21 protein-coding genes and 1 tRNA gene are annotated in these 19,137 nt (G+C 66.1%); 13 read left to right on the top strand and 9 right to left on the bottom strand.

The features are described from left to right. Positions 1 to 140: 140 nt before the first annotated feature. The 3 genes from XI03_RS20160 to XI03_RS20170 all read right to left on the bottom strand — a co-directional run bounded on the left by XI03_RS20160 (position 141) and on the right by XI03_RS20170 (position 3,636). Complete coding sequence (locus XI03_RS20160) at positions 141 to 1,499, bottom strand: sigma-54-dependent transcriptional regulator (RefSeq protein ID WP_038951195.1); 1,359 nt, start codon at positions 1,497 to 1,499, stop codon at positions 141 to 143. Further along, complete coding sequence (locus XI03_RS20165) at positions 1,496 to 3,283, bottom strand: ATP-binding protein (RefSeq protein WP_049806750.1); 1,788 nt, start codon at positions 3,281 to 3,283, stop codon at positions 1,496 to 1,498. Before XI03_RS20165 ends, XI03_RS20160 begins: the two co-directional genes overlap by 4 nt. Positions 3,284 to 3,559: 276 nt before the next feature. Continuing rightward, positions 3,560 to 3,636, bottom strand: a tRNA-Pro gene (locus tag XI03_RS20170). A 68-nt stretch (positions 3,637 to 3,704) separates the two neighbouring features. On the opposite strand from XI03_RS20170, the gene XI03_RS20175 reads away from it, so the two are divergent. From XI03_RS20175 to XI03_RS20200, 6 genes are all read left to right on the top strand, one after another. After that, positions 3,705 to 4,694 (top strand): L-threonylcarbamoyladenylate synthase, encoded by a 990-nt coding sequence (locus tag XI03_RS20175; protein WP_271593022.1) that lies wholly within the window; start codon positions 3,705 to 3,707, stop codon positions 4,692 to 4,694. A gap of 101 nt (positions 4,695 to 4,795) precedes the next feature. Next, complete coding sequence (locus XI03_RS20180) at positions 4,796 to 6,223, top strand: FAD-binding oxidoreductase (protein ID WP_271593023.1); 1,428 nt, start codon at positions 4,796 to 4,798, stop codon at positions 6,221 to 6,223. After that, positions 6,220 to 6,681 carry a GNAT family acetyltransferase gene (locus XI03_RS20185; protein WP_028141622.1) on the top strand — a complete coding sequence of 154 codons (462 nt, stop codon included), beginning with the start codon at positions 6,220 to 6,222 and terminating at the stop codon, positions 6,679 to 6,681. Before XI03_RS20180 ends, XI03_RS20185 begins: the two co-directional genes overlap by 4 nt. Positions 6,682 to 6,691: 10 nt before the next feature. Next, on the top strand, positions 6,692 to 7,273 hold the full coding sequence (locus XI03_RS20190; protein WP_028141623.1) for an NUDIX domain-containing protein: 582 nt from the start codon (positions 6,692 to 6,694) through the stop codon (positions 7,271 to 7,273). A gap of 145 nt (positions 7,274 to 7,418) precedes the next feature. Beyond that, positions 7,419 to 8,348 (top strand): glycine reductase, encoded by a 930-nt coding sequence (locus tag XI03_RS20195; protein ID WP_028141624.1) that lies wholly within the window; start codon positions 7,419 to 7,421, stop codon positions 8,346 to 8,348. Between the two features lie 38 nt (positions 8,349 to 8,386). Beyond that, positions 8,387 to 9,580, top strand: a complete 1,194-nt coding sequence (locus XI03_RS20200; RefSeq protein WP_271593024.1) for a CaiB/BaiF CoA transferase family protein — start codon at positions 8,387 to 8,389, stop codon at positions 9,578 to 9,580. A 202-nt stretch (positions 9,581 to 9,782) separates the two neighbouring features. Here XI03_RS20200 and XI03_RS20205 read toward each other — a convergent pair whose 3' ends face one another. Next, positions 9,783 to 10,544, bottom strand: coding sequence for an SOS response-associated peptidase (locus tag XI03_RS20205; protein ID WP_271593025.1), 762 nt, complete (start codon positions 10,542 to 10,544; stop codon positions 9,783 to 9,785). A gap of 63 nt (positions 10,545 to 10,607) precedes the next feature. Here XI03_RS20205 and XI03_RS20210 point away from each other — a divergent pair, with 63 nt between their 5' ends. The 4 genes from XI03_RS20210 to XI03_RS20225 all read left to right on the top strand — a co-directional run bounded on the left by XI03_RS20210 (position 10,608) and on the right by XI03_RS20225 (position 12,485). Continuing rightward, a complete protein-coding gene (locus tag XI03_RS20210; protein ID WP_271593026.1) occupies positions 10,608 to 11,108 on the top strand; it encodes a hypothetical protein in 501 nt (166 codons plus the stop codon). Positions 11,109 to 11,111: 3 nt separating this feature from the next. Beyond that, on the top strand, positions 11,112 to 11,546 hold the full coding sequence (locus tag XI03_RS20215) for an NUDIX hydrolase (RefSeq protein WP_212476684.1): 435 nt from the start codon (positions 11,112 to 11,114) through the stop codon (positions 11,544 to 11,546). Between the two features lie 102 nt (positions 11,547 to 11,648). Then, positions 11,649 to 12,026, top strand: a complete 378-nt coding sequence (locus XI03_RS20220; protein ID WP_028141629.1) for a TIGR02301 family protein — start codon at positions 11,649 to 11,651, stop codon at positions 12,024 to 12,026. 192 nt (positions 12,027 to 12,218) lie between these two features. Next, on the top strand, positions 12,219 to 12,485 hold the full coding sequence (locus XI03_RS20225; protein WP_018323382.1) for a hypothetical protein: 267 nt from the start codon (positions 12,219 to 12,221) through the stop codon (positions 12,483 to 12,485). A gap of 194 nt (positions 12,486 to 12,679) precedes the next feature. On the opposite strand, the gene XI03_RS20230 is transcribed toward XI03_RS20225, so the two are convergent. The 5 genes from XI03_RS20230 to XI03_RS20250 all read right to left on the bottom strand — a co-directional run bounded on the left by XI03_RS20230 (position 12,680) and on the right by XI03_RS20250 (position 16,767). Next, a complete protein-coding gene (locus XI03_RS20230; protein WP_028141630.1) occupies positions 12,680 to 13,000 on the bottom strand; it encodes a cupredoxin domain-containing protein in 321 nt (106 codons plus the stop codon). A gap of 8 nt (positions 13,001 to 13,008) precedes the next feature. Then, positions 13,009 to 13,542 carry a DUF4142 domain-containing protein gene (locus XI03_RS20235; RefSeq protein WP_271593027.1) on the bottom strand — a complete coding sequence of 178 codons (534 nt, stop codon included), beginning with the start codon at positions 13,540 to 13,542 and terminating at the stop codon, positions 13,009 to 13,011. 89 nt (positions 13,543 to 13,631) lie between these two features. Then, positions 13,632 to 14,324 carry an RNA polymerase sigma factor gene (locus XI03_RS20240; RefSeq protein WP_271593028.1) on the bottom strand — a complete coding sequence of 231 codons (693 nt, stop codon included), beginning with the start codon at positions 14,322 to 14,324 and terminating at the stop codon, positions 13,632 to 13,634. Between the two features lie 75 nt (positions 14,325 to 14,399). Next, complete coding sequence (locus XI03_RS20245; RefSeq protein WP_271593029.1) at positions 14,400 to 15,269, bottom strand: sulfurtransferase; 870 nt, start codon at positions 15,267 to 15,269, stop codon at positions 14,400 to 14,402. 163 nt (positions 15,270 to 15,432) lie between these two features. Then, positions 15,433 to 16,767: a dihydroorotase gene (locus tag XI03_RS20250; RefSeq protein WP_271593030.1), complete on the bottom strand. Its 1,335-nt coding sequence runs from the start codon at positions 16,765 to 16,767 to the stop codon at positions 15,433 to 15,435. Between the two features lie 101 nt (positions 16,768 to 16,868). Here XI03_RS20250 and ygfZ point away from each other — a divergent pair, with 101 nt between their 5' ends. Genes ygfZ through XI03_RS20265 form a run of 3 tightly spaced genes read left to right on the top strand, consistent with a single transcriptional unit; the run spans position 16,869 to position 18,978 of the window. Beyond that, positions 16,869 to 17,744, top strand: a complete 876-nt coding sequence (ygfZ, locus tag XI03_RS20255) for a CAF17-like 4Fe-4S cluster assembly/insertion protein YgfZ (RefSeq protein WP_271593031.1) — start codon at positions 16,869 to 16,871, stop codon at positions 17,742 to 17,744. Continuing rightward, complete coding sequence (locus XI03_RS20260; RefSeq protein ID WP_271593032.1) at positions 17,741 to 18,367, top strand: DNA-3-methyladenine glycosylase I; 627 nt, start codon at positions 17,741 to 17,743, stop codon at positions 18,365 to 18,367. Before ygfZ ends, XI03_RS20260 begins: the two co-directional genes overlap by 4 nt. Next, entirely contained in the window at positions 18,364 to 18,978 is a 615-nt protein-coding gene (locus XI03_RS20265) for a YfbR-like 5'-deoxynucleotidase (protein ID WP_104465681.1), read from the top strand. Before XI03_RS20260 ends, XI03_RS20265 begins: the two co-directional genes overlap by 4 nt. The last annotated feature ends 159 nt before the right edge of the window (positions 18,979 to 19,137 follow it).

The raw sequence follows: 19,137 nt of genomic DNA on the forward strand, positions 1-19,137 counted from the left end.
GAGCGGCACGCAAAAACGGGTGGGAATTGCCGTAAATTGCACAGTTTTGAGGAGGACGGCCACGCGAGGGCGGGAGCGTCGGCAAGAATCCGCCGATGCGAATGTCGACATCGGCGGATTTCCGCCGATCAATCGCCGGCTCAGGGCTCCCTGCGGCCGGGCCGCGCCAGCGCGTATTTCGCCATCTTCTCGTTCAGCGTCCGGCGCGGCACGCCGAGCTCCTCGGTGACGGCGGCAATCGACCAGTCATGCTCGCGCAAGGCGGCCTCGATCAGCGCACGCTCGTAGGCCGCAACACGGTCGGCGAGCGACCGCTGCGGCGCTCCCGGTTCGCCGCGTCGAAGGATCTCGGCGACGCTGCGACCGGTCGCGACCAGTCCCAGCGCATAGCGTTCGGCGACGTTCTTCAGCTCGCGCACATTGCCAGGCCAGTCATGGGCGAGCAGCGCATCGAGATCGTCCGCCCGCAGCGGCGACATCGTGCGGCCCGCGCCCTGGGCGGCAGCGGCGGCAAAATGCTCGAACAGCAGCAGGACGTCATTGCCGCGCTCGCGCAGCGCCGGCAGGTGGACCTCCGCCGCCGCAAGACGGAAGTAAAGGTCGGAGCGGAAGCGCCCCTGGCGGCTGTCGGCCGCGAGATCACCCTTGGCTGCCGCGATGACGCGAACGTCGACCGGCAGCAGCTTGTTGGACCCGACCCGCTCGATCGCGCGCTCCTGCAGCGCCCGCAGGATCTTGGCCTGGAACGGAAGCGGCATGCTTTCGATCTCGTCGAGCAACAGCGTGCCGCCGCTCGCGTGCTCGAACTTTCCGATGCGGGCGCCCCGTGCGCCGGTGAAGGCGCCGGCCTCATGGCCGAACAATTCGCTTTCGAACAATTCGGCCGGGATCGCGGCGCAGTTCACGGCAACGAAAGGCGCCTTCGCGCGCGGACCGAAATCGTGCAGGGCCCGCGCCACCACCTCCTTGCCGGTTCCGGTCTCGCCGGTGACGATCACGTCGCGATCGTGACCGGCGAGCTCGAGCACGCTGGCGCGCACCGCGACCATCGGCTTCGACAGGCCGATCAGGCGGGCATCGATCTCGCCAGGCGCGGCGAGGCGATCCGAGAGCTGGCGAAGCTGCAATTTCAACTGTCGCCGCTCGATCGCGCGGGTCATGACTGCCGAGAGCAGCTCGGGATCATGAGGCTTCTGCAGGAAATCGTAGGCGCCCTCGCGCATCGCAGCGACCGCCAGAGGCACGTCGCCATGCGCGGTCAGGAGCACGACGGGAATATCAGGATCGGCGCGGCGAATGTCGCGCATCAACTCGAGCCCGGATCGCTGCGGCATGCGAAAATCGGTCAGCACGGCGTCGGGCGGAGTTTCCTTCACGAGGCGCATGGCCTCGTCCGCGCCCGCGGCAACCCGGACCGTGAACCCGCCCAGCTCCAGCCACTGCCGCACCGAATTGCGGACGATCTCCTCGTCGTCGACGACGAGCAAGGACCCGCTCATGCCTGCAGTTCCGATTGCTGGAAAACCGGCGCGACATCCACGACCGGAATGACGACCTTGAAAGTCGAGCCTTTGCCCGGCGCGCTCTCCACCAAGATATCTCCTCCGAACTCCCTGACGATTCCGTACGAGATCGAGAGCCCGAGGCCAAGCCCCTCGCCGATCTCCTTGGTGGTGAAGAACGGGTCGAACAGCGATTTGAGGTGCTCGGGTACGATGCCGGCGCCGGTGTCGCCGACCTCGATCACAGCGCTGTCGTCGCGGCGGCCGAGCCGGACCTGGAGCACCCGCCGCTCGCAATCGCGCATCGCATCGATCGCATTCGACAGCAGATTGACGACGACCTGCTCGAGCCGGATCGGATTGGCAAGGCTATGGAGCGGCTCGGCAGGCGCCTCGCGCACCACCTCGATATGCTCGTGGTCGATGCGGTATTGCAGCAGGCGGACCGCATTGTCGATGACAGGCGCGAGCTCTACGGCGCTGCGCGTCCCGGTCTCCTTGCGCGCGAACATGCGCAGGTGATCGATCAGTGCCATCATGCGCTCGGCGATCGAAGACATCAGGTCGAGGTTGGCGGCCGCGCGATCGACCTCGTTGCGGCGGAGCAGGACGCGACTGCTCGCGACATAGGTGATCAGCGCCGCGAGCGGCTGGTTGATCTCGTGCGCGACGCCGGCAAGCGCCTGGCCGAGGCTCGCGAGCTTGGCGCTCTGCACCAGGCTTTCCATCGTCCGGCGCAGCTCTTCCGTGCGCTCGGCCACGCGCCGCTCGAGAACGTCATGCGCCTCGAGCTTCGCCCTGACGGCCTGCCGCCGCTGCCAGGCAACCAGCACGACCAGCAGCGCGGCGACGAGAGCCAGGACGCTCGCGATCGCGACGGTCGCCGCACTGCGCTTGGCATCCGCGACGTCCGAGAACAGGAGCAGCTTCCAGCCCTGGTCGTGCGGATGGACCTGAAGGGCGTATTCCCCGAGCTCGGCATTACCGCGACCGCGCGCGCGACCGATCTGGATGCGCTGCCGATCGCGCTCGGGCACGAAGATTGGAGCGGCGTCGATCGCCTGACCGAATTGCTGTGCGGCGTTCAGCTCTGCGAGCCGCTCCGCCGGCACCGGGAGCAGCGGACGATATTTCCAGTCCTCGCGGCTGGCGAGGAAGATCACGCCGTTCTCGTCCTCCATCGCCACGAGGTCGCCCGCCCGCGCCCAGTCGGACTCGAGCGAACCGAGATCGATCTTGACCACGGCGACACCGAGGGTTTTGCCGCCCTCCACGATCCGATGCGACAGGAAATAGCCGGGCTGTCCCGTGGTGGCGCCGACGGCGTAGTAATGGCCCTCGCCGGCGCGCATGGCGTCCACGAAATAGGCGCGGAACGCGTAATTGTGCCCGACGAAACTCGAATCCTGGTCGAAATTGCTCGCCGCCAGAGCGAGACCGGTGCTGTCGAGGACATACAGCTCGGCCGATCGAGCTCCCTGGTTGAGCGATTTGAGGTAGCGATTCGCGGCGGCGGTCGCCGATGCGTCATGGGGATCGCGGTAGAGCTCGCGGATGGGATCGGCGAGCGACAGAACCGCCGGCAAATAGCGATAGCGCGCGACGGTCGCGTCGAAGGTGCTTGCAATCAGCGCAAGCCGGTCATTGCCCTCCCGCTGCATGCGCGCGAACCCTGCATCCAGCGCGAGAACGTAGGCCAGCCAGCCCACCGCCGCGATCGCCGCAAGCGCGAGAGCGCCCGTCAGCGTGTGCCGCAGCAGAGCTGGACGAGGAGTTTGCATCTGGGCTCCGGACCGGGACGATATCGCTAGGTAGCATATCGCGCGACCGGCGCCCGAGGGGAACGCCGCGCGGAAAAGGGGCTGCTGGGGGAATGCCGAGCCGTCCGGTCGGTCGGGTCCGGCCCATGGGCTGCAACAAGCCATGCCGCCGCAACAGACCGCCCTGCCCGGCCAAATCGGCCGTGGACCCGATCCCGAAATCGTTGCAAAAAGGCGCTCCCGAGGCGCCGGCGGCCGGTCCGCCAAGCCTCTGGAAAACGTCGACTTTTGGAAGAATGGTCGGAGTGGCAGGATTCGAACCTGCGACCCCTGCGTCCCGAACGCAGTGCTCTACCGGGCTGAGCCACACTCCGACAAGAAGGCGGCTTATAGCGGCGGGTTCGGCGCACTGCAAGCGGCCGGCATGAGGAATTTTGTCCCTGTGAAAACGGGTCTTGAAACGCTGATTTTACCGGCCGGCGCGGCCGGCGCCGAGGCCGCGGCCCGCACGCTGGCCGCCGGCGGGCTGGTCGCGTTTCCGACCGAGACCGTCTACGGGCTCGGGGCGGATGCGGCCAATGCCGCCGCGATCGCCCATCTCTACGCCGCCAAGGGGCGGCCGGCGTTCAATCCGCTGATCGCCCATGTGGCGGACATTGCCGCCGCGCGGCGGATCGGCCGGTTCGACGCGCGCGCGTTGAGGCTCGCGGAAGCGTTCTGGCCGGGACCGCTGACGCTGGTGGTGCCGAAGACGGAGGGCTGCGCGGTGGCCGAGCTCGCCACCGCGGGCCTCGACACGGTCGCGATTCGCATTCCCGCGCACAAGGTGGCGCAGGCGATCCTCCGCGCCTTCGGCGGCGCCGTGGTGGCGCCGTCCGCCAACATCTCCGGCCACGTCTCGCCGACGTTGGCGGCCCATGTCGAGAGCGACTTGTCGGGGCGGATCGACCTGATCGTGGACGGCGGGCCTGTAACGGTCGGCGTCGAATCGACCATTGTCGGCTGCCTCGAGGCACCGATGCTGCTTCGCCCCGGCGGGCTGTCGCGCGAGCGGATCGAGGCTGTGCTGGGCGCCCCCCTGGCCCGGCTGCCGGTGGAGGCCGAGAGCGACGACAGCCAGCCGCTGGCACCGGGCATGCTGGCCTCGCATTACGCGCCGCGCGCCAGCGTGCGGCTTCGCGCGCAGGACGTTGCGCCCGGCGAAGCGCTGCTGGCGTTTGGGTCTGAGCGCCTGCCTGGCGTCGATGCGGCCGTCGCTGTCATGAATTTGTCGCCCACCGGTGATCTCGATGAAGCCGCCGCCAATCTGTTCGGCTATCTTCGCGCCCTCGATGCGAAGGGGCCACGGGCCATCGCGGTGATGACGATCCCCGAAGACGATCTGGGCGAAGCGATCAATGACCGGCTGCGCCGGGCTGCGGTGGCGAGATAGCGCATGATCCGGACCCGAAGGGCCGCGTTGGCGAAAAGTGTGTAGCGGTTTTTCCGATAAGATCATGCGCAAAAGATCAAGAGCGAAGTAGAGACGAGACAATGAACATCAATAAGCCTGCGATCCCTCCACTTGCGCCCGAACTGATCGACCAATTCCGCAAGATCGTCGGCGACAAGCACGCGATCACCGATGCAGCCGACATCGAGCCTTACGTCACCGAGGAGCGCAATCTGTTCCACGGCCGCTCGCCGCTGGTGCTGCGCCCGGGCTCGACGGCGGAGGTTTCCGAAATCTGCAAGCTCGCCTCAGAACACAAGATCGCCCTGGTGCCGCAGGGCGGCAACACCGGGCTCGTCGGCGGGCAGACGCCGCATAATGGCGAGGTGGTGGTGTCGCTGCGGCGGCTCGACAAGATCCGCGAAGTCGACACCGCCTCCAACACCATGACGGTCGAAGCCGGCGTGGTGCTGCAGATCGCGCAAGCGAAGGCGTCCGACGTCGACCGGCTGTTTCCGCTCTCGCTCGGCGCCGAAGGCAGCTGCACCATCGGCGGCAATCTCTCCACCAATGCCGGCGGCACCGCGGCGCTCGCCTATGGCGTGGCGCGCGAGATGGCGCTGGGGCTGGAAGTCGTGCTCGCCGACGGGCGCGTGCTGGGCGTGCTGTCGAAGCTGAAGAAGGACAACACCGGCTACAATCTGCACAATCTCTTCATTGGCGCCGAAGGCACGCTCGGCATCATCACGGCGGCGACGCTGAAGCTGTTTCCGAAGCCGCGGGCGATCGAGACCGCCTATGTCGGGCTGAAGTCGCCGGCGGCGGCGCTCAAGCTGCTGACCATCGCGCAGAGCGAGGCCGCCAATGCGCTGACGAGTTTTGAACTATTGTCGGAGATGGCGGTCGATTTCTCGGTGCGGCACGGCATCGACGTGCGCGATCCGCTCAGCGAGAAGCATCCCTGGTACGTGCTGATGGAGTTGTCGTCTCCCGGCGACGACGCCCGCACGCCGCTGGAGACGATCCTCGCCCGCGCCATGGAAGAGGAGATCGTCGACGACGCCGTGATCGCGGCCAACCTCAGCCAGCGCAACAATTTCTGGAAGCTGCGCGAGGAGATGTCGTCGGCGCAGAAGCCGGAGGGCGGCTCGATCAAGCACGACATCTCGGTGCCGATCGCCGCGGTGCCTGAATTCATCGCGGAAGCCAACGCCGCCGTGGTGAAGCTGATCCCGGGCGCGCGGCCGGTGCCGTTCGGCCATCTCGGCGACGGCAATCTGCATTACAATGTCAGCCAGCCGATCGGGGCCGACACCGCGGACTTCCTGGCGCGCTGGCACGACATGAACGCCGTCGTGTTCGAGATCGTGCTGCGCATGGGCGGATCGATCTCGGCCGAGCACGGCATCGGCGTGCTCAAGCGCGACGAGCTGCCCGACGTCAAGGACAAGACCGCGATCGAGCTGATGCGCGCCATCAAGGCGATGCTCGATCCGCTTGGCATCATGAATCCGGGGAAGGTGCTGTGAGCGCGTCGTTCTCGCCGGCTCCGCTTGCGATCGACGCCATCGGGGATGCCGATGTCGAAGAGGTCGTCGCGCTGTGGCAGCGCTGCGGCCTGACACGGCCCTGGAACGACCCGCATGCCGACATCGCACTGGCACGGCGGCGCGATAACTCGACCGTGCTGGTCGGGCGCGACGCCGGCGCGATCGTTGCGACCGTCATGGTCGGCCATGACGGCCACCGCGGCTGGGTCTATTACGTCGCGGTCGACCCCGACGGCCGCAAGCGCGGCCGTGGCCGCGTCATCATGGCCGCGGCCGAGGACTGGCTGCGCGCCGCCGGAATTTCGAAGCTGCAGCTCCTCGTCCGCCGCGAGAACGCGCAGGCCAATGCGTTCTACGGCTCGCTGGGCTTCGAGCTATCGACATCCGTGATGTTCCAGAAGTGGCTCGACGGCCGCTCCGCCACGCCAAGCAACTGAGATCAGGCAAATGACCATTTCCGACCGCGTCCGCATCAAGGACGTCCGCGTGCTCTCGGACGGCTGGACCACGCTGAAGACCACCACGTTCGAGTACCGGCGCGCCAGCGGCGAGTGGCAGACGCAGCACCGCGAGACCTATGAGCGCGACAACGCCGCCGCCGTGCTGCCGTATAACCGCGCTGGGCGTACCGTGATCCTGGTGCGCCAGTTCCGCCTGCCGGCCTTCATCCGCGGCTACAACGATCTCCTGATCGAGGCCGCCGCCGGCGTGCTCGACAACGCCGAGCCCGAAGAGCGCATCCGCGCCGAGGCCGAGGAGGAGACCGGCTATCGCCTGCACCACGTCCACAAGGTGTTCGAGGCCTTCATGAGCCCCGGCGCCATCACCGAGAAGCTGCATTTCTTCGTCGCCGAGTACGAGCCTTCGATGCGGGTCAGCGACGGCGGCGGCCTGGAGCACGAGGGCGAGGACATCGAGGTGCTGGAGCTTTCGATCGACGAGGCCCTGGCGATGATCGCCGACGGCCGCATCATCGACGCCAAGGCGATCATGCTGCTGCAATATGTGGCGCTGCACGTGTTCAGGTGAGCTTGCTTACCCTCCCCCTCCAGTGAAGGGTCAGAGGCGCCGCCCCACCTCATTCTGCAATTCAGGCCTGCGCCCCCCTTGCCCCCGTTGAGCAACCACAAAACTATCTCTAGTCTGTCGCCAACCAAGAACCAGGAGACGCGCCATGTCCGCGCCGCGCGACGACGAATTCGGCTTTGCGCCCGACTATGATTCCCCCGTCCCCTACATGCAGCGCACCCGCGATTATTACGCGGCGATCGGCTACACCACCGCGTATCGCTGGGCGCATTACACCGAGGCGCCGTTTCAGCCGCTGAAGAAGCCGCTGGCAAAGTCGCGCGTGACCATCATCACGACCGCTGCGCCGTATGATCCCAGCAAGGGCGATCAGGGGCCGGGCGCGGCGTATAATGGCGGCGCAAAGTTCTACCAGGTCTATGACGGCGACACGTCGAAAGAGCACGATCTGCGCATCTCGCATATCGGCTACGACCGCAAGCACACCTCGGCGACCGACAACGGCACCTGGTTTCCGTTGCCGCAGCTCTTGAAGGCGTCCGCCGCCGGCCGCATCGGCGAGGTCGCCCCGCGCTTCTTCGGCGCCCCGACCAACCGCAGCCATCGCGTCACGCTTGACACGGATGCACCGGACATCCTGGCGCGCTGCCTTGCGGACAAGGTTGACGTCGCGGTGCTGGTGCCGAACTGCCCGGTCTGCCACCAGACCACCGCGCTGGTGGCGCGGCATCTGGAGCGGAACGGCATCCCGACCGTGATCATGGGCTGCGCCAAGGACATCATCGAGCACGCCGCCGTTCCGCGCTTCCTGTTCTCCGACTTCCCGCTCGGCAATTCCGCCGGCAAGCCGCACGACGTCGCCTCGCAGGCGCAGACGCTCGAGCTGGCGCTCAAGCTGCTGGAGAGCGCGAGCGGTCCGCAGACCACGATGCAGTCGCCGCTGCGCTGGAGCGAGGACGCCTCCTGGAAGCTCGACTACAACAACGTCGCCCAGCTTTCGCCGGAAGAGCTGGCGCGCCGCCGCGCCGAATTCGACAAGCAGAAGGAGATCGCGCGCGGCAACCGCGCCGCCTGACGTCCTCCGATAACGATAATCAAAAAGGGGAGAGCGACGTGACGCGACCGTTCGAGGGCGTGAAGATTTTGGACTTCACGCAAGTGCTGGCCGGCCCCTATGCGAGCTACCAGCTCGCGCTGCTGGGGGCTGATGTCATCAAGGTCGAGCGGCGCGAGGGCGAGGACATGCGTCGCACGCCGCTCTCACGAGAATGGGCCGAGCGCGGCCTCGCGCCGGCGTTCCAAGCCGTCAACGGCAACAAGCGCAGCCTGACGCTCGATCTGCAGAAGCCGGAGGCGATCGCGATCGTGAAGAAGCTTGCGGGCCAGGTCGACGTCGTCATGGAGAATTTCCGCCCGGGCGTGATGGACAAGCTCGGCATCGGCTATGAAGCGCTGTCCGCGATCAATCCAAAACTGATCTATTGCGCGGTGTCCGGCTTCGGCCAGACCGGCCCGGATCGCCTGCGGCCTGGCTATGACGGCAAGATGCAGGCGCTGTCAGGCATCATGGCCATCACCGGCCATCCCCAGACGGGACCGACGCGCGCCGGCTTTGCGGTGTGCGACGTGCTGTCGGGCGCCACCGCCGCGTTCGGCGTGTCGAGCGCGCTGTATCAGCGCGACCGCACCGGCAAGGGGCAGTTCGTCGATGTCTCCATGCTGGAGGCGACGATGGCGTTTCTGTCGGGACAGATCGCGGACTGGTCGGTTGCCGGCCATCGCCAACAGCTCTCGGGCAATCAGGCGGTGAGCCGCAGGACCACGGCGAATTTGTTCAAGTGCGGCGACGGCCACATCCTGCTCGCCGTCAACAATGAGAAGCAGTACCGCGCGCTGATGGCTGCGCTTGGCCGCGAGGACACGCTGTCAGATCCGCGCTTTGCCGACTGGTTTTCCCGCAACGAGAACGAACCCGCGCTGCGCGCCATCATCGAAGCGGCGCTGGCGGCAAAACCGGCGCGCGAATGGGAAACGATCCTGGAGGACGCCGGCGCGCCTTGCGCCAGCATCTGGAAGGTCGAGGAGGTGATCGACCATCCGCAAATCAAGGCGCGCGGCGCGATTCAGCAGCTGGATACGCCCTACGGACAGCTGCGCTTTGCCGGCAGCGGCTTCAAGCTCGCCCATGGCGGCGGCAGGCTGGACCGGATGGCACCGGAGCTCGGCGCCGATACCGATGCGGTGCTGGGCGAGCTGGGGTTTGATGCGGCGGAGATCGCGGCGCTTAAGGCACGGGAGATTGTGTGACGCTCCAACAAAAAAACTCGGCCGTCGTCCCGGACAAGCGTCAGCGCAGATCCGGGACCCATAGCCACAGGATTGGGTTTGGCGAAGACTCGTGGTTATCAGCCCGCGCCACAACTTCTCCCTGGGGTTATGGGTCCCGGATCTGCGCGCGCTTTGGGCGCGCTTGTCCGGGACGACGGCGGAGTGAATGGCGCCAGCTTGGCTAGAACAACGACCCCTGCCCGTCATCAGATGACGCCGCCGCTTTCCGCGCCGCCTTCTTTGGCTTCGCCGCCTCTGCTTCCGCCGCCATCTCCTCCGCGCTGATCGGCAGCAGCAACTGATCGTCGTCATTGGCGACGCGGTTGACCCGGGTGGAGACCGGGTGCCAGGCGAATTCGCCGATGCGCGGCGCCGTCATCAGCGGCAGGATCGCGTCGACCTCGTCGCCCCTGATGTCGAGCCAGCGCTCGAAATCGCGCGGGCTGATGGTGACGGGCACGCGGTCATGCAGGGCGGCGAGATCCTCGCCCGCCGCGGCCGTGACGATCGCGACCGTATCAACTTCCTCACCGTTCGGCCCGGCCCAGGTCTCGAACAATGCGGCAAAGCCGAGCGGCGCACCGTCGGCGCGGTGGATGAAGAAGGGCTGCTTGCGGCCGTCCGCCACCTTCCATTCGTAATAGCCATCGGCCGGGATCAGGCCGCGCCGCCGGCGAATCGCGCGTTTGAAGGCGGGCTTCTCCAGCACCGTCTCGGAGCGCGCATTGATCAAAAGCGTAAAGCCCTTGGGGTCCTTGACCCAGCCCGGCAACAGGCCCCAGCGCATCAGGCGAAAATGCCGCGCGCCGTTCTCGGCCAGAACGACCGGAATCGGTTGTGTCGGGGCCACATTGTACCGGGGCGGGAAATTCGGCTGCTCGATGTAGCCAAACAGTTGCCGCAAAGCCGCGGGGGCCGAAGTTATGACGAAGCGTCCACACATCCCAAGGTGTCTATATAGGGTCCGTTCAGGTCCTTTTAACCCCGAACGTTAACACTGCGGCAGATGAGCTCAACGGCCTCCCAACCCGCGCGGACGCATGCACAGACGGGCCCCGAGGCCGCCGACTGGGCCGAGCGGCTGCGCGTGGCCAATATCAGCCCGCGGACCGGGCTTGCCACCGACTATCTCAACCATTTCAATGAAGCCGTGATGCTGCTGGAAATGGTTCCGGACATGCCGGAATGCGCGGAAGATTTCTTGACCTGGTCGCCGCTGTCCTATGCCGAGCATTTCACGGCATCGAACTTCAAGGCGCGGGACCTGGCCATCGAGGCCTATGAGAAGGCCAACCCCAACGTGCGCGCCCAGTTCGACCACATCACCGATACCATGACCTCGATCCTGACGGCGGTCGGCTCGGCCATGCGCGAGGTCGAGAAGGACACGACCCGCGTCCGCCTCGCCGAGCAGGCCACGCTCTGGGTCAAGCCGCTGATCGCCGCCTGCGGCGGCATCATCAATGGCGGGGCGGAAGCCGACGTCGACACCATCATGGCGAACTGAGCTGTGGTTGCCGTCGTCCAGCCCACCCATCCCCAGCTCGCCGTCAGCGCCGCCATTTTCCGCGACGGCAAGGTGCTGCTGACCCGCCGCGCCCGTTCGCCCGCCAAGGGCTTCTATTCGCTACCGGGCGGCCGGGTCGAATTCGGCGAATCGCTGCACCAGGCCCTGAGCCGCGAAGTCGACGAGGAGACCGGGCTCGACATCGCGATCGTCGGCCTCGCCGGCTGGCGCGAGGTGCTGCCGGCGGCGGCCGGCGCCGGCCATTATCTGATCATGTCGTTTGCCGCCCGCTGGGTGGCCCGGGAGCCGGTCCTGAACGACGAGCTCGACGACTACCGCTGGATCGCCCCCGACGCTCTGGCGGACCTCGGAGACCTCAAGCTGACCGGAGGATTGGAAGAGGTCATTCAGTCCGCTGCGCGGCTGATTGGAGCCTAGCTGGCGCCGCGAGCTCCACCTCTCCCGCGAGCGGAGGAGGGAGTGCACCGCCCGTGTGGCTCACCTTGCTTCCCCGGCCCCGACGGGGCATACACCCCGCCGATGTCGACGCGATTTCTGGCCATTTTTGCCCTGATTCTCGCCTGCGCCTCCGGGCCCACGAGGGCCCAGGACGTGGCGGCGCCGTTCGACGCCGATTTGCAGCGGCTGGCCGAGATTCTCGGCGGCCTGCACTATCTGCGCGGCATCTGCGGGTCCAACGAGGGCAACAAATGGCGCAACGAGATGCAGGCGCTGATCGATGCCGAAACCCCCTCCGGGGAGCGCCGCACCCGCATGATCGCCGGCTTCAACCGCGGCTATAACGGCTTTCAGCAGACCTATCGGAGCTGCACGCCCGCCGCCACCGTCGCGATCCGCCGCTACATCGAGGAAGGCTCGAAGATCTCGCGGGATCTCACGGCGCGCTACGCGAACTAGGTTCTCTCCACTGTCATTCCGGGTTCGCGCTACGCGCGCCCCGGAATGACAGCGTGGCTGGAACCCTGTCATCGACTTTGTACACAGCCGTTAACCGTTCTTAAAGATGTGGCCTAGCGGTCGTTAATGCGCGTGCTACACCTCTCGCACAGCGCATCGCCGTGGATCGCGCCCCAGCCCCGATCGAGTTTCATGAGCCAGCCGATTTCCTACGCCCCCGACCGCGCGCCGCTGCCCGATCACGAGCAGAAGCAGGCCGCACTGAGTTATCTCAACGAGGCCTGGGCCGAAGCGCGCCATGAGGGCGTCGACGGCGACTGCCTTGCACAGGCGAGCCTGTTTGCGGCCTTCGCCGAACTCGTCGGCACCTACGGCGAGGACGCGGTCGCCAAGTTCGTCGAGGGTTTTCCCGGCCGCATCCGCAACGGCGAGTTCTCGGTCACGCTCGCAAGGCAGTAATCCCTCGTCACGAAAATGACCCCGCCACGCGGGCGGGGCCAGTCAACGGATGAATGACTTTGCGAACGGATTTGGCGAAAGCCTTCGCGAAGTCTGCCGCGTTTATCGCACGGAAGCCGCTTGCCGCGGACAAGCATTAGTCTCGCGGCGGCCGGGAGATGTTCCCGCGGCGATCAGGAACCTGCTCCCTCCCCTCACGGCTCGACCTTGAGCGTCGCTTTCATGTTGGGATGATAGCGGCAGTAATAGTCGATCACTCCGGCCTTCTTCAGAACCGATGTCGCCGATTTCTTCGGCGGCAATGTCACGTCGAAATCGCCATTCTTCGCCGTGGCGGTGTGGGCGAAGACGTCCTTGTTGATCCAATTGATGGTGTCGCCGACCTTGGCCGACACATCGGCCGGAGATATCTCGAGGTTCTCCATCGTGATCTCGATGGTCGCGGCGCGCGCCGGGGCGACCATCGCCGCAAGGACAAGTGCTATGGCGATCGAAGCCAGTCGCTCCGGCATCATTGCCTCCCCTATTTCAGCTCGGCCGCAACGTGCTCGGCGTGTTGCTGATGTCCCTGGAAGATCTTCAGGCCGGTCTGCAGCAGGCTCTTCAGCTCGGCATTGTTGGCGGACGGAATCAGCTGGGTCTCCAGCGCGCCGTTGACCGCCTTGTGGTAGGCGACCTCGTTGGCGACATAGGCCTTGTCGAAGGCGGCGCCGTCCAGCTTGTCGAGCTCGGCCAGCTTGTCGCTCGCCTGCTTCGACAGCGACTTGCTGGTGTCGTTGTCTTCAGGGGTGACGTTCAGCTTCTTGACCAGCGCGAGCGCCTGCTTGTTGACCGCCTCGTGGTCGCGCAGCATGTCCTCGGCAAACGCCTTGACGTCCTTGTTCTGTGCCTTCTTCTGCGCCTGCTTGGCGGCGTTGATGTCGATCACGCCGGCGGTGTAGGCGATGTGGGCGATCTGGGGATCGGTGGGCTTGTCGGCTGCGCCGGCGCTTTGCAGCAGCGCGGGGCCAGACAACAGAATTGCCGCGGCGATCGCCGCGCTCCGTCGGGTGAACATGGCTCGATACTCCTGTGGTGCCGGACGCTGGCCGGCGCGTTGCTTCACAGGGATTGGATGCGAGTTTCGAGCAAACGTTCCCCGAAAAATTACGCCCCGACGCCAAGGCGCCTGAGCACCGCCTCGGTGAGGCGCTCGCAGCGCTGTCCGGCGAACGGAAACGCGTCCATCACGACGGGGCCGATCTTCTTCTCGACGTTCTCGCGCAGCAGGGTACGCGCACGGTGCAGCCGCGTCTTGACGGTCTCCGGCTTGATGCCGAGCAGCCCGGCCGTCTCCTCCATGCTCATGGCCTCCATCACCCGCGCGATGAAGACCATGCGGTAGACGTCGGGCAATTCATCGACCGCGTGTTCGACGACGCGCTGGATCTCGCGTTGGGCCATGGATTTTTCCGGATCGGTTGCGGCGGACGAAAGGGGAAACTGGATGATCTGTGCTTCCAGCGTTGCCTCCGGCACCGATCCCAGCTCGACCTGCGGCTTCCGACTGCGCAAGCGTCCGAGCGCGTCGTTGATCGCAATGCGCGACAACCAGGTCGACAGCGCGGCTTCACCCAGAAAACCGTCGAGATGTGTGAAGGCGCGGACGTAGGTTTCCTGCACCACGTCCTCGGCCTCGCTGTCGCTGCGCAGGATGCCGCGGGCGAGGCGATAGAGCCTGCGGTTGTTGGCCTGCATGATCTCGCGGAGCGCAGCCTCGTCACGGCGCCGCGCGCGCTCGATCAGCTCGGATTCCGACGTACTGAGGCCGGCGGACAGGCCGGCTGCGGTCCCTGGCATGGCGGGCACCTTATCTCCATTGGTTCCGGACATTGGATGCCGGCCGGGGGAAAAGGTTCCAGACTTTTCCCAAACCTAGTCCGTTTCGATCGGCAGCGCCGGATCCCTCGCCCATTCGCCCATCGAGGCGTCGTAGAGCGTCAGTCTGTCGTAGCCGAGCTGCGTCAGCAGGAACAGGTCGATCGTCGCCGAGATGCCGCCGCCGCAATAGCAGATTACATTCTTGTCGCGCGTGACACCCTGGGCCGTGAATTTCGCTTCGGCGTCCGCCAGGCTGGTCAGCGTCTTGTCGGCGTTGACGAGCGTTGCGGCTGATACGTTGACGCTGCCGGGAACGCGGCCGGGCCGGCCGTAGCGGCTCGGCTCGAGGCCGCGATGAAACTGCGGCCCGAGCGCGTTGACGATGACCGTCGAGGGATCGCCGATCCGCGCCTTCACCGTCGTCTTGCCGACGAAGAAGCCCGCGCGCGGCGCGGCCTTGAAGGCGGTGGCCGGATATCCCCTCGGCGCGCCTGTCTCAATCGGCCGCCCCTCTTCCTTCCATTTGTCGAGACCGCCGTCGAGCACATGGGCATCGACGCCGAGCGAGCGCAGCATCCACCAGAACCGCGTCGCCCACATCATCGTGCCGATGCTGTAGAGCACGATGGTCTTGCTCGCATCGAGGCCGTGGCGGCCGAAGGCGGCCTCCAGCTGGGCGACATCGGGCATCATGAAGAACTGCTGCGCTGAAGCGTCTGAGAACTCGCCCTGCAGGTCGAGGAAATCGGCGCCCGGAATGTGGCCGGCCGCGAACGTCTTGTCGCCGGGGACTGCGCGGTACGGCACGTCGCTGCCGGGCGGAACAGGCTCGTTGTAGGTCGTGCAGTCGTAGAGGCGCAGGTTGGGATCGCCGAGCATGGCGGCGAGCTGCTCGGTCGATATGAGAGCGGCTGGCTGGGACATTGGACCTCTCCCAATTTGAGCTTGTGCGTCGTGGCACACTGTCATTTCCCGCGAAGGCGGGCAATCCAGTGTTCCAGAGGCAGCAGCCGTATCAGCCAACTATCGCCGCGGATGCCCCGGTCAAGCCGGGGCATGACAGCAGAGGGAGAGGCTTGACCTACTCCTACTGCTTCAGCGTCTCCAGAAACCGCACCGGCTCGCCCTGCGAGGCCGTCACCAGCTCCCCCTGCCACATCACGCGGCGGCCGCGGATGAAGGTGCCGACGGGCCAGCCGGTGACTCGGACGCCGTCATAAGGCGTCCAGCCGGCTTTCGACGCCACCCATTTGTTGGTGATGGTCTCGCTGCGCTTCAAATCGACGATGGTGAAATCGGCATCGTAGCCGGCGGCGATGCGGCCCTTGCAGGCCATGTTGTAGAGGCGCGCGGGGCCGGCGCTGGTGAGATCGACGAAGCGCGCCAGAGAAAGCCGGCCCGCGTTGACGTGATCGAGCATCAGGGGCACCAGCGTCTGCACGCCGGTCATGCCGGAGGGCGAAGCCGGATAGGTCTTCTGCTTCTCCTCCATCGTATGCGGGGCGTGGTCGGAGCCGAGCACGTCGATGATGCCCTGCTCGATGCCGCGCCAGATGCCGGCGCGGTGATCGGCGCCGCGCACGGGCGGGTTCATCTGAGCCAGCGTGCCGAGCCGCTCGTAGCACTCGGGCGCAACCAGCGTGAGATGGTGCGGCGTCGCCTCGCAGGAGGCGACGTCCTTGTGGTCGCGCAAAAACTCGATCTCTTCCTTGGTCGAGATGTGCAGCACGTGGATGCGCTTGCCGGTCTCGTGGGCGAGCTTGACGAGGCGTTGCGTCGCCATCAGCGCCGCGGTCTCGTCGCGCCACACCGGATGCGAGCGCGGATCGCCCTCGATGCGCAGCGACTTGCGGTCGTTGAGTCGGTATTCGTCCTCGGCATGGAAGGCCGCGCGGCGGCGAATCACCTGGAAGATGCGACGCAGGCTCTCATCGTCCTCCACCAGCAGCGCACCGGTCGAGGAGCCGATGAACACCTTGACGCCGGCACAGCCCGGCGCGCGCTCCAGTACCGGAAGGTCCTGCACGTTCTCGCGGGTGCCACCGATGAAGAAGGCGAAATCGCAATGCATGCGGTGATGGGCGCGCTTTACCTTGTCGGTGAAGGTGGCTTCAGTCACGGTGAGCGGCGAGGTGTTCGGCATCTCGAACACGGCGGTGACGCCGCCCATCACGGCGCTGCGCGAACCGGTCTCGAGGTCTTCCTTCTGCTCCAGCCCGGGCTCGCGGAAATGCACCTGCGTGTCCATCACGCCGGGCAGGATGTGCAGGCCCTTGCAGTCGATGACCTCCGCGGCCGAGGCCTGCGACAACGGCCCCAGCTCGGCGATGCGGCCGCCGGTGATGCCGATATCGCGAACATTCTCGCCGTCCTGGTTGACGACGGTGCCGCCTTTGAGGATCACATCGAAACGCTGGGTCATGGCTGAAGGCCCTTGTCATCCCCAAGCGCAGGGCTCGAGGTCTTGTCGTTTATGCCTCGCGGGCTTACGTTCCGGAGCAACATGTCGCAAGAGATTTTCGCATGAAATCAGCGTTTCTTCCCGACCGGGGCGTGGTCAAGGTCGCGGGCGAGGATGCGCGCAACTTCCTCAACGGCCTGGTCACGACCGACCTCGACAGGCTGAAACCGGGGCTGGGGCGATTCGGCGCGTTGCTGACGCCGCAGGGCAAGATCATCGTGGATTTCCTGATTACGGAAGTCCCCGCGGGTCACGGCGGCGGGTTCCTGATCGACTGCCCGAAGGCGCTGGCCGAGAGCTTCGCCACCAAGCTGAAATTCTACAAGCTGCGCGCCAAGGTCACGGTGGAAAACCTCGATTTCGGCGTGCTCGCCGCCTGGGACGGCCAGCCTGCGGCGCAGCCCGATCTTGCCTTCGCCGATCCACGCAACGAAACGCTCGGCTATCGCATCCTGATCCCCGAAGATCTCAAGCAGAAGCTCTCCGACCTCATCGGCGCCGAGCTGGTCGATGCGGCCGACTACGAGGCGCACCGCATCGCGCTCGGCGTGCCGCGCGGCGGGCTCGATTTCATGTACAGCGATGCGTTCCCGCACGAGACCAACATGGACCGCCTTGCCGGCGTCGATTTCGACAAGGGTTGCTATGTCGGCCAGGAGGTCGTCTCGCGCATGCAGCATCGCGGCACCGCGCGCACCCGCAGCGTGAAGGTACTGCTCGACGGTCCCTCGCCCGAAGCCGGCGCGACCATTCTCGCCGGCGACAAGCCGGTCGGCACCATCGGCTCGACATCCGGCGGCAAGGGCATTGCCCTGGTGCGCATCGACCGTGTCGCCGACGCGCTCGATGCCGGCCAACCCCTCACCGCAGGCGGCCTCGCCTTGAAGCTGGCAGAACCTGACGTCGTCCGTATTCCTGCGAAGCAGCCCACCGCATGAGCCGAGCCCCTCGCCTGCATCCCGACGGAAAGACCCGCTGCCCCTGGCCGGGCGATGACCCGTTCTACGTTGCCTATCACGACACCGAATGGGGCGTGCCGGAATATGACGACCGCGCGCTGTACGAAAAGCTGATCCTCGACGGTTTCCAGGCCGGCCTGTCCTGGATCACGATCCTGCGCAAGCGCGACAATTTCCGCAAAGCCTTCGACGATTTCCAGCCGGAAAAGATCGCGCGCTACAATGCCAAGAAGGTCCACGCGCTGATGAACGATGCCGGCATCGTACGCAACCGCGCCAAGATCGACGGCACGATCGCGAGCGCGAAGTCTTATCTCGATATCATGGAGAAAGGCCCGGGCTTCTCGCAGCTGCTGTGGGATTTCATGGGCGGAAAGCCGCTCGTCAATCATTTCAAGACCACCGCGAGCGTGCCGGCCTCGACGCCATTGTCGGTGCAAATCTCGAAGGAGCTGTCCTCGCGCGGCTTCAAGTTCGTCGGCCCGACCATCGTCTATGCCTTCATGCAGGCGACGGGCATGGTCAACGACCACCTCGTCGACTGCCACTGTCACGCCAGCTGCAGCAAGACGCAGCGCCAGCCGCGCCTCAAGGTCAAATGACGGCCAAGAAGACTGCACGCGACGTGGCGTCCCGCGCCTGGCAGCGCATGCTGTCGGGCCGGCGGCTCGATCTGCTCGATCCCTCCCCGCTCGACGTCGAGATCGCCGACATCGCGCACGGGCTGGCGCGCGTCGCGCGCTGGAACGGGCAGACCGTTGGCACGCACATCTTCTCGGTCGCCCAGCACACGCTGCTGGTGGAGACCGTGATGCGGCACGAGATGCCGCGGGTCGACCAGCGCATGCGGCTCGCGGCGCTGCTGCATGATGCGCCCGAATATGTCATCGGCGACATGATCTCGCCGTTCAAGGCGGTGCTCGACGGCCATTACAAGGCGGTGGAGAAACGCCTGCTCGGCGCCATCCACATCCGCTTCGGCCTGCCGCCGGTGCTGCCTGAGGAGGTCACGCTGGCGATCAAGGCCGCCGATCGCGGGGCAGCCTATCTGGAAGCGACCGAGCTTGCCGGCTTCAGCGAGAGCGAGGCGCGGCGCCTGTTCGGCAAGGATCCCGGCCTCTCCGACAGCGTCCGGCGCGACTACCTTACGCCCTGGACGGCGGCGCGAGCCGAGAAGCAGTTTCTGGAGCGGTTTGGCGCGGTGTTTGCGTAGGCATTGTCGTGAATCGGTGGCGCCCGTAACTCCGGTGTCGTCCCTGCGAAAGCAGGGACCCATAACCACGGGGTGCGGTTGCGGCGCAAAACTGGCAACCACGAGTCTTCGTCAAACCGCTCCTGGGGGTTATGGGTCCCGGATCAGCGCTCCGCTTCG

The organism is Bradyrhizobium sp. CCBAU 65884, assembly GCF_028128835.1.
Taxonomy (GTDB): Bacteria; Pseudomonadota; Alphaproteobacteria; order Rhizobiales; family Xanthobacteraceae; genus Bradyrhizobium; species Bradyrhizobium ottawaense.

Bases quoted from the DNA above. Each gene is read 5' to 3' on its own strand.
- XI03_RS20260 (WP_271593032.1), top strand. From the start codon at position 17,741: ATGAGCCGAGCCCCTCGCCTGCATCCCGACGGAAAGACCCGCTGCCCC.
- XI03_RS20195 (WP_028141624.1), top strand. From the start codon at position 7,419: ATGTCCGCGCCGCGCGACGACGAATTCGGCTTTGCGCCCGACTATGAT.
- XI03_RS20205 (WP_271593025.1), bottom strand. From the start codon at position 10,544: ATGTGTGGACGCTTCGTCATAACTTCGGCCCCCGCGGCTTTGCGGCAA.
- XI03_RS20165 (WP_049806750.1), bottom strand. From the start codon at position 3,283: ATGCAAACTCCTCGTCCAGCTCTGCTGCGGCACACGCTGACGGGCGCT.
- XI03_RS20180 (WP_271593023.1), top strand. From the start codon at position 4,796: ATGAACATCAATAAGCCTGCGATCCCTCCACTTGCGCCCGAACTGATC.
- ygfZ (WP_271593031.1), top strand. From the start codon at position 16,869: ATGAAATCAGCGTTTCTTCCCGACCGGGGCGTGGTCAAGGTCGCGGGC.
- XI03_RS20160 (WP_038951195.1), bottom strand. From the start codon at position 1,499: ATGAGCGGGTCCTTGCTCGTCGTCGACGACGAGGAGATCGTCCGCAAT.
- XI03_RS20240 (WP_271593028.1), bottom strand. From the start codon at position 14,324: ATGCCAGGGACCGCAGCCGGCCTGTCCGCCGGCCTCAGTACGTCGGAA.
- XI03_RS20230 (WP_028141630.1), bottom strand. From the start codon at position 13,000: ATGATGCCGGAGCGACTGGCTTCGATCGCCATAGCACTTGTCCTTGCG.
- XI03_RS20190 (WP_028141623.1), top strand. From the start codon at position 6,692: ATGACCATTTCCGACCGCGTCCGCATCAAGGACGTCCGCGTGCTCTCG.
- XI03_RS20245 (WP_271593029.1), bottom strand. From the start codon at position 15,269: ATGTCCCAGCCAGCCGCTCTCATATCGACCGAGCAGCTCGCCGCCATG.
- XI03_RS20235 (WP_271593027.1), bottom strand. From the start codon at position 13,542: ATGTTCACCCGACGGAGCGCGGCGATCGCCGCGGCAATTCTGTTGTCT.
- XI03_RS20225 (WP_018323382.1), top strand. From the start codon at position 12,219: ATGAGCCAGCCGATTTCCTACGCCCCCGACCGCGCGCCGCTGCCCGAT.
- XI03_RS20220 (WP_028141629.1), top strand. From the start codon at position 11,649: ATGTCGACGCGATTTCTGGCCATTTTTGCCCTGATTCTCGCCTGCGCC.
- XI03_RS20210 (WP_271593026.1), top strand. From the start codon at position 10,608: ATGAGCTCAACGGCCTCCCAACCCGCGCGGACGCATGCACAGACGGGC.
- XI03_RS20265 (WP_104465681.1), top strand. From the start codon at position 18,364: ATGACGGCCAAGAAGACTGCACGCGACGTGGCGTCCCGCGCCTGGCAG.
- XI03_RS20250 (WP_271593030.1), bottom strand. From the start codon at position 16,767: ATGACCCAGCGTTTCGATGTGATCCTCAAAGGCGGCACCGTCGTCAAC.